This window comes from Allobranchiibius huperziae (assembly GCF_013410455.1).
GTDB lineage: Bacteria > Actinomycetota > Actinomycetes > Actinomycetales > Dermatophilaceae > Allobranchiibius > Allobranchiibius huperziae.
Map to the genome: position 1 here is coordinate 3,294,391 of NZ_JACCFW010000001.1, position 14,502 is coordinate 3,308,892.

Here is a 14,502-nt window from a genome sequence, read left to right on the forward strand (position 1 = left end):
GCGCGAGGGACACGGGTAGACCTGTGTCCCTCGCGCGCACCTGTGTCACCGTCACACCGTGGTGGCCTGGAACGGCACCCCGTGCTCCTCACTCACTGTCCGCAGCCGCTCGGCGATGCCGTCGCCGTCGGGTTTGTCGAAGATCACCAGTGCCACGAACGCCGTGTCGTACGGATCGTCGTGCCGGCTGACCTCGACGTGCGCCACCGGTCGGGAGAACGCCGAGCGGGGCCGCACGAACTCCACGCCCGCCATCTGCGACCACGCCACGGAGTGCGACTTACCGCGGTGCATGCCGACCAGTCCGTCGGACGTCGCACGCAGATCCCGCCGGCCGCCGGACCGGCGCAGGTCCCACACCACCAGCACGATCAGGGCGGCCGCGACCGGCAGAATCCACCACAGCCGGAAGACGATGCCCGTGCCGATCGCGCCGACCAGGATGATCGCCACCCGCGGCCAGACACCCAGGGGCACCCCGCCCCGCGGCGCCGCGATCACCGAGACACCGGAGCCTTCGGTCGGGGCCACGTCAGGCGTCGGGGACATTGCGGCGCAGCTCCTCCAGCCACACCGTGGCGTTGCCGTCGGAGGGGGCCCGCCAGTCACCGCGCGGCGAGAGTGCGCCTCCCGCGACGACCTTCGGCCCGTTGGGCAGGGCCGAGCGCTTGAACTGGCTGAAACCGAAGAAGCGCTGCAGGAAGACCTCCAGCCAGTGCCGGATCTGACCCAGGTCGTACGCCGTCCGGTCACCCTCGGGGTACCCCGCCGGCCATGCGCCCTGGGACACGTCCGACCACGCGTGCAGCGCGAGGAACGCGATCTTGGACGGCGCGAAGCCGTAGCGCAGCACGTGGAAGAGGGTGAAGTCCTGCAGCTCGTACGGACCGATGACGGCCTGCGTCGACTGCGGCTTGGCACCCTCGGCGGCCGGCACCAGCTCGGGGCTGATCTCGGTGGTGAGGATCGAGGAGAGCGTCGACCCGACGGCCGACTCGAACTGCTCCGAGCTGACGACCCAGCGGATCACGTGCTGTATCAACGTCTTCGGGATGCCGGCGTTGACGTTGTAGTGCGACATCTGGTCGCCGACGCCGTAGGTGCACCAGCCGAGCGCCAGCTCCGACAGGTCGCCCGTACCGAGCACGATGCCGCCCTCGTGGTTGGCGATCCGGAAGAGGTAGTCGTAGCGCAGACCGGCCTGCACGTTCTCGAATGTGACGTCGTAGACCGGCTCACCGCGCCCTGCCGGGTGACCGAGATCGCGCAGCATCTGGGTCGCCGCGGGGCGGATGTCCAACTCGGAGAACGTGACTCCCAACTGGCCCGCGAGCGCCACGGCGTTCGCCTTGGTCTCGTCGCTCGTGGCGAAGCCGGGCATCGTGTAGGCGAGGACGTCGCTGCGCGGCCGCCCGAGGCGGTCCATGGTGCGCGCGGCGATGATCAGCGCGTGGGTGGAGTCCAGGCCGCCGGACACCCCGATGACGATCTTCGGCTGGCGGATCGCCCGCAGCCGCTGCATCAGGCCGGACACCTGGATGTTCCACGCCTCGTAGCAGTCCTGCGCGAGTCGTGCGGGGTCGTCCGGCACGAAAGGGAACCGGTCGACCGGGCGACGCAGTCCGATATCGCGGGTCGGTGCGTCGAGCGTGAAGGGAATGGTGCGGAACGAACTGACCCGGTCGTCGTACGTGCGGGCGTTGTCGTCGAGCGACCCGTCGCGCTGCCGGTCCTGCCGCAGCTGGTCCAGGTCGACGTCCGCGACGGTACGACGCGCGCCGTCCGGGAAGCGCTCACCCGCGGCCAGCAACCGGCCGCCCTCGTAGACCATCGTCATGCCGTCCCAGGACAGGTCGGTGGTCGACTCGCCCTGCCCGGCCGCGGCATAGACGTACGCCGCGAGACACCGGGAGGACTGCGCCTGCGCCAGCATCCGCCGGTCGTTCTCGCGGCCGACGGTGATGGGGCTGCCGGAGATGTTGAGCAGCACGGTCGCGCCTGCGAGCGCGGCCAGGGAGCTCGGCGGCACGGGCACCCACATGTCCTCGCACACCTCGACGTGCACCGCGAGACCGCGCACGTCGACCGCGTCGAAGACGAGGTCGGGACCGAAGGGAATCTGCCTGTCGCGCAGCGTGATCCACTCGCCGGTCTGGTCGTCGCCGGCGGCGAAGTAGCGCTTGTCGTAGAACTCCCGGTACGTCGGCAGGTAGGCCTTGGGAGCCACTCCCAGGATCCGCCCGCAATGCACGACGACCGCGCAGTTGTAGACGCGGTGGCCCTTGCGCAGCGGCGCACCGATCACGACCAGGGGCAGCAGGTCGGAGGTGGCGGCCACGACGCGGTCGAGCGCGACCAGGACCGCGTCGAGCACCGCGTCCTGCAGCACCAGGTCGTCGATGGCGTAGCCGGTGAGGCACATCTCGGGGAAGGCCGCCACCGCGACCGCATCGTCGTGACATCCGCGGATCTGCTCGATCACGGTGTCCGCGTTGGCGATCGGATCGGCGATCGAGGTGGGCACGGTGCACGCCGCGACCCGCGCGAACCCGTGTGCGTACGCCGAGGTGAAGTCCACGGCGTCAGTCTCCCAGACCCCACCCCCGGCACCGACCGATCGGCTCGCTCCGAGTCTCGACAGCACGAAGCGTGGGTGCCGTGTCGAGACGCGGCCCACAACCGGGCGACGACAGGACGTCACTGCTTAGATCCGAAAAAAGACGTGCCGGGCGGGGCGACTGCGCCCCGCCCGGCACGTCCGGGGTGGTGAGAGATCAGGCTGCGGACCCGGTGCCGTCCTCGGGCGCGTCGGCCTTCGCCGCCTCGGCGGAGGCGACGGCCTTGCTGCGGCGGTTGATGACGAACGCGGCGGCGGGCACGACGGCCGCCATCGCCACGGCCCGCATCCACGGACGGTTCAGGGCGTGCCCGAGCGCGTGGTCCAGCGAGAGGGTGCCGGGGCCGGTCAGAGCCAGCGTCGCGGCGATGAGGCCGACCGTGGCGGGCAGCTCGTAGCCGCCGTTCTGGCCGAAGAACCCGTTCGACGCGTGCACGGAGCCCGCGACCGCCATGGTCCCGGTCACCGCGCCGGCCGCGGCCGGGGTCGCGAGACCGAGCGCGAGCAGCGCACCGCCGCCGGCCTCGCCGAGGCCCGCCGCGTACGCGTTCGCCTTGCCCGGCTTGAAGCCCATCTGATCGAAGAAGGCGCCGGTGCCCTCGATGCCGCCGCCGCCGAACGCGCCGAAGAGCTTCTGGCTGCCGTGGGCCGCCAGGGCGCCTCCGACGCCGAGTCGAAGGGCGAGCAGGCCGATGTCGCGTGATGAAGTCATGGCCCGATCATATCGGTGACACGTCACCTTTCTCTATCCGCAGCGGTGTGACCTCCGTCTCCCCCAAGCGTGCAAATCCTGTGCAGCCGGCAGCGGCGGCCCGGTCACCGGGCCGCGCCGGGCGCGGGGTTCCCCTCGGAATCGACCCAGGTACGACACGCGCGACCGGGACCGGGCACGCTGTGGGCATGCGCCTCCTCGCCCGCAACCCCTGGATGCGGGTGGCCCTCATGCTGTTCGCCGTCGGATGGGGCGCCAACCAGTTCGCTCCGCTGCTGCTGGTCTACGAAGCCCATCAGCACCTGACCGAGCAGGTCACGTCGGCGATGTTCGCGGCGTACGTCATCGGCCTCATGCCGGCGCTGCTGCTCTCGGCGCGGCTGGCGGGGCACTTCGGGCACCGCGCGATCATCCGGCCGGTGATGCTGCTCGCGATGGTGTCGTCCGGGGTGCTGCTGCTCGGGCACTGGAGCGAGGCGGCCCTCTTCGTGGGCCGGGTGCTCTACGGCGTCGCCACGGGTGCGGCCATGGCGCCGGGCACGACCTGGGTCAAGGAGCTGTCCGCGGACTCCGCGCCCGGCACCGGTGCGCGACGGGCCGCCATGTCGCTGTCCGCGGGATTCATGGGCGGCCCCCTCGTGAGCGGCCTGGTCGCGCAGTGGCTCCCTGCGCCGGAGATCCTCGCGTACGCCGTGCACATCGTCCTGATGGCGGGGGTGACGGTGCTCGCCTGGACCACTCCGCAGACCGGCTCGACCACCGACGCGGGGGACCACCGGGAGCACCCGACCCGGGTCCGGCACACCGCTCTGAGCCGAGCGTTCTGGGCCGGCATCGCCCCAGCCGCGCCGTGGGTCTTCACCTGTGCGTCGATCAGCCTCGTCGTGCTGCCCAACGTCGTGCGCGGCTCCGTGAGCAGCTGGGAGGTCGCGTTCAGCGGCATCATGGCCGGCCTCACGCTGGGCACCGGGGTGCTGATCCAGCAGCCGGCGCGCGGGTTCGAGGCCCGTCGCCCCGGCATCACGACGCTGGCCGGGATGGGCTGCGCCATCGCCGGGTCGCTGCTGGCCCTGCTCGTCGCGCAGGTGAGCGGATGGGCGCTGGTGCCGGTCGCCGGGATCGTGCTCGGCGCGGGATACGGGCTGGTGCTCGTCGGCGGACTGACGGCGGTCGAGCGTCTCGCGCCGCCGCACCAGCTGGCGATGACGAACGCCGTCTTCTACTGCCTGACCTATGTCGGCTTCTTCATGCCCACGGTCATCGCCACTCTGGTGAAGCACTTCCCCACCACCGAGGTGCTCGGGCTCGTGGTCGTCCTGGCCGTCCTCACCACCGCGTGGGTGGCCCTGCGGGGCCGCCGGGACGCGCTCTCGGAGGCCGGGGCGGCATCCACCACGGCGCCCTGAACGACGCGCCGGCATCCGAGCGGCGACACTGTCGGGATGGGCGTCTTCCTCCGGCCGCAGATCCCAGCCGACCTTCCGTCGCTGACAGGGGGCGAGAGCCCGTACGACGATTTCGGCCCACGCGCGGCGCACACGTCGCCGAGGCCGCCGGAGCTGGACGCTCCGGGTGCCTTGTCCGTCGTTGTCACGGAAGACCGATCGCTGGCCGGCACCGTGAGCTGGATCTGGCAGCACTGGGGACCGAACGCCGCGTCGCGCAACCCGATGATCGGCATCTGGCTGCGCCCGTCCCACCGCGGCCGGGGCATCGGCCGCGACGCGCAGGCGCAGCTCGTCGACCTGTTCTTCCGACACACCACCGTCAACCGCGTCGAGGCACACACCGACGTGGACAACATCGCCGAGCAACGCGCGTTGGAGGCGGCCGGGTTCCAGCGCGAGGGAGTGACCCGGGGCGCCCAGTGGCGCGACGGCAGCTTCCACGACGGAGTGCTCTACGCGATCCTTCGTGCCGACCCGCGCCCCCCGCGGTGATCACCCCGGCACAGTCCTAGCGCCGACGCTGCGTGCCTGCCTCACCACTCGGGCCGGTAGCCGAGATCCTCAGCTCTCGCCAGGCAGTCCGGGGCGGATGCCCCGGCGGTGCAGGTCCGCGTACATCAGCGCCGCCACGCTCTCACCGTCGGTGATGGCCCCGCCCGCCACGAGCTCGAGTGCCTGCGACCAGGGCACGGACACCACCTCGTGGATGCCTTCCTCGACGCGCCCACCGAGGTCACCGACCTCAGTGAGTCCCGTTGCCAGATAGACGTGTTCGGGTGCACGGCAGATCCCGTTGAGGGCGTTCATCCGCCCGATCGCGGTCCACTGCCGCGCCTGCAGGCCCGTCTCCTCACGCAGTTCCCGTCGCGCGGCCTCCAGCGGCGGCTGGTCGTCGCACGCGCCGGCCGGCACCTCGAGCGACGGCCCGGTCGTGTAACGGGTCATCCGGACCAGCACGACCTGGTCCGCGTCGTCGATCGCGACGACGAAGACGGCGGGCTGGCGCACCTGCACCACCCCGTAGATCCCGCGTTCACCGTCGGGCCGCACGACGCGGTCCTCGGTCACCTCGATCCAGCGGTTCCGGTAGACGGTCCGCGAGGACAGCTGCTCCCAGCTCATCGTCCCCGCGGCTCGTACACGGGTGTCTGGCGGGCGAACGCCGCCGCACGGGCGATCTTGAAGTTGCGCCCGGTCATCAGCCGCACCTGCTCGATGCGCTCGCGGGCGAAGGTACGGCGGGGTCCGGAGTTCCAGCGCGTCTCGAAGAGCCGCTTGGCCGCGGCCAGTGCGTCCGGCGAACGGGTCGCGAGCTGGTCGGCGAGGGAGCGGGCGTCGGCGTACGGATCGGCGCCGACCGCTCCCACCAGTCCGATCTCGCGGGCGCGGTCGCCGGAGAAGATCTCAGCAGTCATGGTGAGCCGTTTGGCCTGCTCGATGCCGACCAGCTGGGCCAGCGACCGGATGCCGCTCATGTCGGGGATCAGCCCCCATTTGCCTTCCAGTACAGACCATCTCGCGTCTGCGGTGGTGATGCGGAAGTCGGCGCCCAGCGCGATCTGGACCCCGCCGCCGAAGCAGTGCCCGTGCACGGCCGCGATCACCGGCACCGGCAGGCGTCGCCAGACCCAGCACGCCTCCTGGAAGGTGTTGGTGCCCCATCGGGGGCGGGGCACGACCGCCTTGGTCACCTCGCGGCGCTGGCCGAAGGCTTCGGCGAAATCCAGTCCGGCACAGAAGGAATCGCCCTCGCCGGAGATGACCACCGCGCGGACGGACCGGTCCGACCGAAGGGCGCGACCGGCGTCGACCAGTCCCCGCAGCATCGGCAGGGTGAGGGCGTTGAGCTTCTCCGGGCGGGCGAGACGTACGTCGGCGATCCCGTCGGCGACGTGGCAGGTGACGGACATGCGCCTACCCTACGAAGGCCCTCCGCCCGGGTCGGACGCCCGGCATCTCGATACCGGCCACGGTGACGAACGGCGACAGCATCACCACCAGCACGCACGCCGCGAGATCCACGTGCACCACCGCCAGCACCACCGCGACCAGCAGGACGGCGAGGCTGAGGGCAAGCAGGGCGACGTCGCCCGCGGTGGATCCGAGGAGGTAGGCCCGGATCGCCCAGACCGCCACCAGGAAGACGGCCACCGGGACGGCCACGACCGCGAGCGCGGTGGTCTCACCTACGGCTTCATGCCCGTCTCCACCGGCGCGCGCGGCGAGCTGCGAGCCGGCCACGTGCAGGCCGGCGCCCGTCGCGGCGATGGCGGCGAAGAGCGGCACGTGGCCGTAGCCGAAGACGAACTGCCCGGCCGGGCGCCTGCGCAACTGCCCGGCCACGTCCGCGGCGAAGTAGATCCACCACATCGCGAAGGTGAGGCCGATGCCCGCCACGACGACCGCGACCGCCTGCCAGGTCCACCCGGCGACGCCCGGCCGGTGCAGCGCGAGCGACGAGGACGCGACCGTCCCGACCACCGCCTCCCCCAGGGTGATGATCGTGAAGAGCCCGTAGCGCTCGGCGATGTGAGCGGGGTGCCACGGCGTGACCGAGCGCCGCTCGACCAGCACCGGGATCGCCACCTCGAGCAGGCCGAGGAGCACGAAGACGGGCCCGGCGACGGTCCAGGACGGCGCGAGCAACGCGAAGACGACCCAGCACACCTGCGCCAGGACGACCAGGAGGGCGTAGTGGCGGGCCTTGGAGCGCTCGGTGGCCGATTGTCGCCCTGCCCGAACCCACTGCGCCACCAACGCGACCCGCATCACGACGTAGCCGGCGACCACTCCGGTGCCATGGAAGGACCCCTCGCGGGTGACCGACTCGAAAAGCCGCGGGATCCCGAGGGCGAGGACGACCACCCCGATCATCTGCACCATCGTGAGGATCCGGTAGAGCCAGTCGTCGGTGTCGAACGCCGAGGCGAACCAGGTGAAGTTGATCCACGCCAGCGCCGTCGCGAACATCGCCATCACGAACGCGCACAGGCCGGTGAGCAGGTGGCTCTCGTCGATGCTCGTGGCGAGGTACCCCGCGGCGTTGCCGACCGCGATCACGAAGGTCAGATCGAAGAGCAGCTCCAGCGGTGAGGAGACCCGCTCGCGTTCGTCGGGGTCGCGCCCGGTCATCCGGGCGAGCGGGTGGGCCCGCGCCACCCGGACGCCGGAGGTCCTCGCCTCGGTCATCGGGTCAGTGTGGCAGCGACCGCAGTACGAGGCGGTGGCTCAGGTGATGATCGGCTCCGGGCGACCGGCACGCCATACGTGCGGGGTCATCTCCGACAGGCCCGGCGAGTATGCGTGCACGGTGAGCGCCAGATCGTCGCCGATGTTGGTCATGTTGTGCACCAGGCCCGGGGTGAAGCTGTACTCGTCGCCCTCGCGCAGGTCGCTCTCGGTGAGCCGGCCGCCGCGCCACGTCTCCTGGGTGAGGCCTCCGCGGACCACGTGGAACGCGCCGCTGGCGCCGCCGTGGTCGTGCCAGCCGGTCGTCGTACCCGACGGCCACACCATGAGCCACACCTCGAGGTAGGCGGTGGTGTCCAGCTCGATGCGCACCCGCTCGGTCGCGTCGGGGTCGACGCGGGTCAGCAGGTCGTCGTTGCCGGCGAAGAGCCGGGTGATGCGCAGCAACTGCTCGTCGCTGAACGTGCGGATGCCTAAGGAGGCTGTCATCTGGTGTCTCCGGACGGGAAGGGCGCCGGGCGGGCCGGCGGGCTGTCGGACGAGTGAACGGGTGGGTTCAGGCGCGACAGCGATGCCACATCGCCGAGCGCGCGGTGCGGCGCATCGGCTGATGAATGGCTGTGTGGAACATGGCTTCACTACATCACGGCGGGGCTGGCAGCGACAAATAGTTTCGCTGTGCGAACGCTGTCTCTTCCGGCTGACCGCGGATCTCAGTCGTGCGGATGCAGCGGCAGCGGCTCGCCGAACCGGCTCCCGAAGGCGAACTCCGAGAAGGGTTTGCGATGCCGCTCCCGCAGCTCGCGTTCGGCGGTGGAGGGATCCACACCCGAGCGTTCGCGCACCGGCCAGGGCCGCCCGACGGCGATGCCCGAGACGATGCTCCACTCGTCCGGCACCTCGTACGCCGCGGCCAGCGCCTCATGGTCGAATCCGCCGAACTGGTGCACGCCCAGCCCCATCGACGCGGCCTGGACGCACAGGTGCGCGACGGCCTGGCCGAGGTCGTACCGCGCGTAGTCGGCGAGCGCGGGCTTGCGCTCCGGGGTCGTCCGGGCCGCGGTCACCAATACGGCACTGGCGGGCGGGACCCACCCCGAGTTGCCGCGGCTGAGCGAGCCCACCAGGACCTCATGGGCCGCGTCGCCGCGCCGAGCGACCACGAACGCCCACGGCTGCGCGTTGCCGTTCGACGGTGACCAGCGAGCCGCCTCCAGCAGGGAGGCGAGCTGCTCGTCGGACAGCTCGTACGTCGGGTCGAAGACGGAGGGCGATCTGCGCTCGCGCAGGAGATCCAGGATCTGCGGCGAGGTCGGGGAGGCCGTCATCGCAGAAGCCTAGGCGTCCACTTCGAGGCGCCGGCGCAGGAACGCCAGCACCGCGTCGACGCCCTCCTGCTGACGGTGTGCGGTGAGGGTCGCGTGCTTGGAGCCGGGGAACTCAACGGCGGTGAACGCGTCCCCCAGCTCACGATGCAGGGTCGCGAAGCGGGTGCCGGTCGCCCGGTCACCGGCGTACCGCAGCCCCAGCACCGGGCAGCCTCCGGCCGCCCGCGCCTTGACCGCCGCGAGATCGTCCGGGCTGAGCGCCAGGTCGGCCGAGCGGCGTCTGCCGATGGCGAACGGCGTGGAGGGCTGGGCCACGACCGGCGCCGCGACCGAGTCGTCCACCATCATCGCGAGCGCGAAACCGCCGGTGAAGCACATGCCGACCACGCCGACGCCGGGTCCGCCGAGCTCGTCGTGCAGCGAGCGGGACAGTGACCGCAGCCATCCGGCGATCGGGCTGGTCCGGCCCGTCGCGAACGTCGTGAACTCCTTGCTGACACACAGCTGCGGAACGATCGCGGCGGCGTACCCGGCGCTCAGCTCGCGGCCCGGGACGCCGAACAGATGGGGCATGACCACGGTGCACCCGGCCGCGACGACCTCGTCGGCGAACTCGATCACCTCCGGGGTCATCCCGGGGATCTCGTGGATGACGATGACTCCCGGCCCGGTGCCCCGGCGGTAGATGTCGTGGGTGCGCCCGTCGGCGTCGTACTCCGCCCTCGTCCAGCCGTCGAGGGGTGAACCGGTCCGCGCGAGAGTCGCCATGGCGCCATCATCGCGGTCGCCACGCGCCGAGGACAGGCCCTCGGAATCTTCCGGGCCCCGCGTGCGCTGAACCGGGTGAGCAAGAGACCGACACACCGCAAGGAGCGCTCATGAGCACCCAGACCCTGACCACCGACACCTTCACCGACGCCGTCAAGAACGACGGCATCGTGCTGGTCGACTTCTGGGCCGACTGGTGCGGCCCGTGCAAGCAGTTCGGCCCGATCTTCGAGCAGACGTCCGAGGAGCACGAGGACATCACCTTCGCCAAGGTCGACACCGACGCCGAGCCGGCGCTCGGCCAGGCCCTCAACATCAGCTCCATCCCGACGGTGATGGCCTTCCGGGACGGCGTGATGGTCTTCGCGCAGCCCGGCGCCCTCAGCAAGCCGATGCTGTCGGACCTGATCCAGCAGGTGCGCGCTCTGAAGATGGACGAGGTGCGCGCCAAGCTCACCCAGAGCTGAGGGCTGCTAGACGGTCGGCGGGAGTTCCAGTTCGGGCTCGTCGCGCACGAGCGTCGGGGTGTCCCGGTTGAGGGTCTTCCCCTGGAAGAACGCCGGGATGGTGCGCATCAGCACGAGCATGATGATCACGCCGACGATCATCGTGCCGACACCCAGGACGAACGCCCCGCCGATCACCCAGTGCAACCCGGGCACCGTGAAGCCGGTATAGCTGGCGGCCGTGTCCTTCGCGGGGCTCAGCCAGTCGTCGTGCAGGCTCCAGATCAGCGCGAAGTACATGATGATGCCGCCGAGGGTGGGGATGATGCCGCGCATCCACAGGTCGCGCGCGGAGTTGCCCAGCGTCTTGCGGTAGTACCACGCACACGCGAACCCGGTCAGGCCGTAGTAGAACGCGATCATCATGCCGAGAGCGGTGACGCAGTCGGCGATGACGTCGGCGGCGTTCGAGGTGTAGTTGAGGATCGCGTAGAGCACGATCGAGATGCCACCGAAGCCGAGCGTGGCGACCGTGGGGGTGCGGAAGCGAGGGTGCACGTCGGCGAACCGGCGGGGCAGCGCCCGGTAGACGCCCATCGAGAGCGCGGTGCGGGCCGTCGGCAGGATCGTGGTCTGCGTCGACGCGGCGGCGGAGGTCAGGACCATGAAGATCAGCAGGTGCGACATGATGCTGCCCACGTGGCCCGCGCCGAAGACCGCCTTGCCCAGCACCGAGATCACGTCGCTGGAATTGTCGGTGTTGCCGAGCCCGATTCCCTTGCCGCCCACCCCCGCGAACGACTGTGCCGCGATGGTGACCAGCGTGTAGGTGACCACCAGCATCACCGTCGAGATGATGGCGGCCCTGCCCGGCGTACGGCCCGGGTCGGCGGTCTCCTCGTTGACCGAGACGGCGCTGTCCCAGCCCCAGTAGATGAACAGCATCAGCAGCAGACCGCGGAAGAAGGTCGAGAAGCTGTCGATCTGCATCGGGTTGAACCACGACCAGTCCAGGTGGATGGAGCTGGCCACCCCGTGACCGGTGTAGACCCGGGCCAGCGCGACGACGGAGAAGATCAGGAGCACGAACAGCTCGACGGTGAGCAGCACCTGCTGCAACCGGGCGGAGAGTTCGACCCCGATGTAGCAGATCGCCGTCATGATCACGATCCAGAGGATCCCGACGAGCAGCACCCACCCGCTGGTGGGGTTGGACCCGATGCTGTCGGCACCGACCAGGAGGAAGACGTACTGGCCGGCCACCTGCGCCAGGCTCGCCATCACCAGGATGTCGGCGGCGATGATGCCCCAGCCGCCGAGCCAGCCGGTCTTCGGCCCGAACGCCCTGGTGGCCCAGGTGAACGTCGTACCGCAGTCCGGGTCGGCCTTGTTGAGCTCCTGGTAGCCGATCGCCGTGAACAGCATCGGCACGAACGCCAGGATCACGATGATCGGCGATTGCAGGCCGACGCCTACGACGATGAAGCCGAGCGTCGCCGCCAGGCTGTAGGCCGGAGCGGTCGAGGCCACTCCGATGACGACGCTGGCGATGATCCCGAGGGCGCCTCCGCGGAGGCCCTTGTCGGCGGATTCGGACGCTGCGGGGGGTGCGGTGCTGGTCATCGGCTGCCTCTCGTCGAGCGGTGAACGCACTCAAGCTAGGGCACAGACGAGCGAATCGATGGAACAACGAGCCTGATGTGCGGAAAACAATGTCGATCGGTCGCCGACCTACGAAATCCGCAGCCGCACGTCGGGTAAGGGGCCCGTTCGACGCCGAGCACCCGCGTATCAGGGATACGCGGGTGCTCGGGTGGTACGACGGATCGGCGTTCGGTCAGCCGAGCGCGTCGACGATCGCCGGGACGAAGTCGCCGAGGTCATCGGGGTCGCGCGAGGTGATCAGGGTCCAGCCCTCGGTCGGGCAGACCTTGACGGACTCACCGACCCAGCTGCCGCCGGCGTTGCGCACGTCGGTCTGCACCGAGGCGAACGACGTGAGGGTCTTGCCCTGCAGCACACCCGCCTCGACAAGCACCCACGGCGCGTGGCAGATCGCCGCGATGGTCTTGCCGGCGCCTGCGAACGCCTTCACGAGATCGGTGGCCTTCTCCTCGGTCCGCAACGTGTCGGCGTTGATGGTGCCGCCCGCGATCAGCAGCGCGTCGTAGTCCGAGGCGTCCGCGTCCGAGAGGGCGATGTCGGCCTCGACGTCCTTGCCTGGGTCCTTGTCGCCGACCAGGGTCTTGATGGTGTCCTTCTCGACGGCGGCGATGGTGACCTCGGCGCCCGCCTCCTTCAGCTTCTCGACCGGGACGACGAGCTCGTCCTGCTCGATGCCGTAGTTGGTGACGATCGCGAGGACCTTCTTGCCTTCGATGCCTGCCATGGCTCTCCCTCGTGGTGATGGGACGTTCCTGATGTCCCAGTCTTACCCGACGCGCTCGTCACCCATTCGGCAGACGTCAACCGCCCAGCGCGGGCGGGGCGCTGCGGTAGGTCGCAGGGGTCGCGGACAGGCCGATGGGGTTGGCGACCTGCCGTACCCCGGCACACTCCACGATGGGTGACAGGCCCACGCCTTCGGCGTACGCGAACGCCTCGGCGAGGTCGTTGACCGGTCCGGCCGGTACGCCGACAGCGGACATCCGCTCGTACCAGTCCTGCGCGTCCGCCGCGGCCAGCAGGTCGTTGACGACCGGGACCAACTCCTCGCGGTGTGCGACCCGCTGCGGATTGGTGGCGTAACGCTCGTCGTCGGCCAGGTCCGGCTGACCGAGCACCTCTGCCAGGGAACGGAACTGGCGATCGTTGCCGCACGCGATGACGATCGGCTTGTCGCGCGCCTGGAACACCTCGTAGGGGACGAGTGACGGGTGCCGGTTGCCCATGGCCTGCGGGACCGCGCCCGCGAGCAGGTAGCCGCTGGACTGGTTCACCAGGCTGGACAGCAGGCACGACATCAGGTCGACCTCGACCCGCTGCCCCTCGCCGGTGCGGTCGCGATGGCGCAGGGCCGCCAGGATGCCGACCGCGGCGTGCAGGCCGGTGATCACATCCACCACGGCCACCCCGGCTCGGGTCGGCTCCCCCGGCCGCGGGCCGGTCATCGACATCAGCCCGCCCACGGCCTGCACCACGAGGTCGTATCCGGGCAGCGAGCTGTCCCGGCCGAATCCTGTGACGCTGCAATAGACCACGCCGGGGTTCGTCGCGCGTACGTCGTCGTACCCGAGCCCCAGCCGGTCCATCCCGCCGGGCAGGAGGTTCTCGACCACCACGTCCGCGCGGGAGACGAGGGCAGCCGCCTGCGCGCGGTCGCTCTCGTCGCGCAGATCGAGAGCGAGACTGCGCTTGTTGCGGTTGACCGCCTGGAAGTAGGTCGCGACCCCGTCGGCGTCGAAGGGCGGCCCCCACTGCCGGGTGTCGTCTCCACTGCCCGGGCGTTCGATCTTGACGACCTCGGCGCCCAGATCGGCCAGCAGCATGGTGGCGTACGGCCCGGCGAGCACCCGCCCGAAGTCGGCGATGAGCAGTCCGTCCAGGGCACCCGTCATGCGGGCGACGGTATCGCCGCCGTCGTACGTCACTCCTCGGCGCCACCGGGGTTGCAGCGGGTGTCGAACATGATCTGCGCGCTGACCACCGGTCGCCAGGTCTCCAGGTTCCACGACGGCTTCGACCGCTCGGCGATGCGCGCGTAGTCCCAGTGACAGTCGAACTGGGCGCGCATGGTGACGGTGTCGGCTGCCGGGGCGAGGCGCACGACCTGCTGCCAGGCGGCCGCCCGCGCACTCGGTTCCTGCGTCGCCCGGGCCGCCGCGGTCGGGTAGACCCGCAGGCTGCGACCTCGCGAGTCGGGCACCCACCGCACCCGCGCGACGTACGCCGGCGAGCGAGCGGGACCGACGGACCGCGTCGTCACGGCCGTGGTGGACGTCGGCAGGGCTGAGTCCGCGATCGACCGCGTCGTCCCCTCCGCACCCCGCGAACA

The 14,502-nt window shown here is 70.6% G+C and carries 16 protein-coding genes; 3 read left to right on the top strand and 13 right to left on the bottom strand.

The annotated features are described in order from the left end of the window. Window positions 1–51: 51 nt before the first annotated feature. From HNR15_RS15670 to HNR15_RS15680, 3 genes are all read right to left on the bottom strand, one after another. On the bottom strand, window positions 52–549 hold the full coding sequence (locus HNR15_RS15670) for a hypothetical protein (RefSeq protein ID WP_179483246.1): 498 nt from the start codon (window positions 547–549) through the stop codon (window positions 52–54). Beyond that, a complete protein-coding gene (locus HNR15_RS15675) occupies window positions 533–2,578 on the bottom strand; it encodes an NAD(+) synthase (RefSeq protein ID WP_179483247.1) in 2,046 nt (681 codons plus the stop codon). The genes HNR15_RS15670 and HNR15_RS15675 overlap by 17 nt, the downstream gene beginning before the upstream one ends. Window positions 2,579–2,774: 196 nt before the next feature. Then, complete coding sequence (locus HNR15_RS15680) at window positions 2,775–3,329, bottom strand: DoxX family protein (RefSeq protein WP_179483248.1); 555 nt, start codon at window positions 3,327–3,329, stop codon at window positions 2,775–2,777. A gap of 188 nt (window positions 3,330–3,517) precedes the next feature. Here HNR15_RS15680 and HNR15_RS15685 point away from each other — a divergent pair, with 188 nt between their 5' ends. Together HNR15_RS15685 and HNR15_RS15690 are read left to right on the top strand one after the other, a co-directional pair. Beyond that, window positions 3,518–4,735, top strand: a complete 1,218-nt coding sequence (locus HNR15_RS15685) for an MFS transporter (RefSeq protein ID WP_179483249.1) — start codon at window positions 3,518–3,520, stop codon at window positions 4,733–4,735. Between the two features lie 36 nt (window positions 4,736–4,771). Beyond that, window positions 4,772–5,269 carry a GNAT family N-acetyltransferase gene (locus HNR15_RS15690; protein ID WP_179483250.1) on the top strand — a complete coding sequence of 166 codons (498 nt, stop codon included), beginning with the start codon at window positions 4,772–4,774 and terminating at the stop codon, window positions 5,267–5,269. A 69-nt stretch (window positions 5,270–5,338) separates the two neighbouring features. Here HNR15_RS15690 and HNR15_RS15695 read toward each other — a convergent pair whose 3' ends face one another. The 6 genes from HNR15_RS15695 to HNR15_RS15720 form a co-directional block, all read right to left on the bottom strand. Then, entirely contained in the window at window positions 5,339–5,899 is a 561-nt protein-coding gene (locus HNR15_RS15695) for an NUDIX domain-containing protein (protein WP_179483251.1), read from the bottom strand. Continuing rightward, window positions 5,896–6,687 carry a crotonase/enoyl-CoA hydratase family protein gene (locus HNR15_RS15700; RefSeq protein WP_179483252.1) on the bottom strand — a complete coding sequence of 264 codons (792 nt, stop codon included), beginning with the start codon at window positions 6,685–6,687 and terminating at the stop codon, window positions 5,896–5,898. The genes HNR15_RS15695 and HNR15_RS15700 overlap by 4 nt, the downstream gene beginning before the upstream one ends. A 4-nt stretch (window positions 6,688–6,691) precedes the next feature. Then, window positions 6,692–7,966, bottom strand: a complete 1,275-nt coding sequence (locus HNR15_RS15705) for a low temperature requirement protein A (protein ID WP_218883757.1) — start codon at window positions 7,964–7,966, stop codon at window positions 6,692–6,694. A 39-nt stretch (window positions 7,967–8,005) separates the two neighbouring features. Next, entirely contained in the window at window positions 8,006–8,455 is a 450-nt protein-coding gene (locus HNR15_RS15710) for a cysteine dioxygenase (RefSeq protein ID WP_179483253.1), read from the bottom strand. 224 nt (window positions 8,456–8,679) lie between these two features. Beyond that, window positions 8,680–9,294, bottom strand: a complete 615-nt coding sequence (locus tag HNR15_RS15715) for a nitroreductase family protein (protein ID WP_179483254.1) — start codon at window positions 9,292–9,294, stop codon at window positions 8,680–8,682. A gap of 9 nt (window positions 9,295–9,303) precedes the next feature. After that, a complete protein-coding gene (locus HNR15_RS15720) occupies window positions 9,304–10,062 on the bottom strand; it encodes a dienelactone hydrolase family protein (protein WP_179483255.1) in 759 nt (252 codons plus the stop codon). 110 nt (window positions 10,063–10,172) lie between these two features. Here HNR15_RS15720 and trxA point away from each other — a divergent pair, with 110 nt between their 5' ends. Beyond that, entirely contained in the window at window positions 10,173–10,529 is a 357-nt protein-coding gene (gene trxA / locus HNR15_RS15725) for a thioredoxin (RefSeq protein WP_179483256.1), read from the top strand. Window positions 10,530–10,535: 6 nt separating this feature from the next. On the opposite strand, the gene HNR15_RS15730 is transcribed toward trxA, so the two are convergent. The 4 genes from HNR15_RS15730 to HNR15_RS15745 form a co-directional block, all read right to left on the bottom strand. After that, window positions 10,536–12,131, bottom strand: a complete 1,596-nt coding sequence (locus tag HNR15_RS15730) for an APC family permease (protein ID WP_179483257.1) — start codon at window positions 12,129–12,131, stop codon at window positions 10,536–10,538. A gap of 214 nt (window positions 12,132–12,345) precedes the next feature. Further along, a complete protein-coding gene (locus HNR15_RS15735; RefSeq protein ID WP_179483258.1) occupies window positions 12,346–12,897 on the bottom strand; it encodes a type 1 glutamine amidotransferase domain-containing protein in 552 nt (183 codons plus the stop codon). Window positions 12,898–12,973: 76 nt separating this feature from the next. Continuing rightward, window positions 12,974–14,065: a CaiB/BaiF CoA transferase family protein gene (locus HNR15_RS15740; protein WP_179483259.1), complete on the bottom strand. Its 1,092-nt coding sequence runs from the start codon at window positions 14,063–14,065 to the stop codon at window positions 12,974–12,976. A gap of 29 nt (window positions 14,066–14,094) precedes the next feature. Further along, entirely contained in the window at window positions 14,095–14,433 is a 339-nt protein-coding gene (locus HNR15_RS15745; protein ID WP_218883759.1) for a DUF2599 domain-containing protein, read from the bottom strand. Window positions 14,434–14,502 lie beyond the last annotated feature (69 nt).

Coding starts and splice junctions, on each gene's coding strand:
- HNR15_RS15670 (WP_179483246.1), bottom strand. CDS start 549: ATGTCCCCGACGCCTGACGTGGCCCCGACCGAAGGCTCCGGTGTCTCG.
- HNR15_RS15680 (WP_179483248.1), bottom strand. CDS start 3,329: ATGACTTCATCACGCGACATCGGCCTGCTCGCCCTTCGACTCGGCGTC.
- HNR15_RS15685 (WP_179483249.1), top strand. CDS start 3,518: ATGCGCCTCCTCGCCCGCAACCCCTGGATGCGGGTGGCCCTCATGCTG.
- HNR15_RS15690 (WP_179483250.1), top strand. CDS start 4,772: ATGGGCGTCTTCCTCCGGCCGCAGATCCCAGCCGACCTTCCGTCGCTG.
- HNR15_RS15695 (WP_179483251.1), bottom strand. CDS start 5,899: ATGAGCTGGGAGCAGCTGTCCTCGCGGACCGTCTACCGGAACCGCTGG.
- HNR15_RS15700 (WP_179483252.1), bottom strand. CDS start 6,687: ATGTCCGTCACCTGCCACGTCGCCGACGGGATCGCCGACGTACGTCTC.
- HNR15_RS15705 (WP_218883757.1), bottom strand. CDS start 7,966: ATGACCGAGGCGAGGACCTCCGGCGTCCGGGTGGCGCGGGCCCACCCG.
- HNR15_RS15710 (WP_179483253.1), bottom strand. CDS start 8,455: ATGACAGCCTCCTTAGGCATCCGCACGTTCAGCGACGAGCAGTTGCTG.
- HNR15_RS15715 (WP_179483254.1), bottom strand. CDS start 9,294: ATGACGGCCTCCCCGACCTCGCCGCAGATCCTGGATCTCCTGCGCGAG.
- HNR15_RS15720 (WP_179483255.1), bottom strand. CDS start 10,062: ATGGCGACTCTCGCGCGGACCGGTTCACCCCTCGACGGCTGGACGAGG.
- trxA (WP_179483256.1), top strand. CDS start 10,173: ATGAGCACCCAGACCCTGACCACCGACACCTTCACCGACGCCGTCAAG.
- HNR15_RS15730 (WP_179483257.1), bottom strand. CDS start 12,131: ATGACCAGCACCGCACCCCCCGCAGCGTCCGAATCCGCCGACAAGGGC.
- HNR15_RS15735 (WP_179483258.1), bottom strand. CDS start 12,897: ATGGCAGGCATCGAAGGCAAGAAGGTCCTCGCGATCGTCACCAACTAC.
- HNR15_RS15740 (WP_179483259.1), bottom strand. CDS start 14,065: ATGACGGGTGCCCTGGACGGACTGCTCATCGCCGACTTCGGGCGGGTG.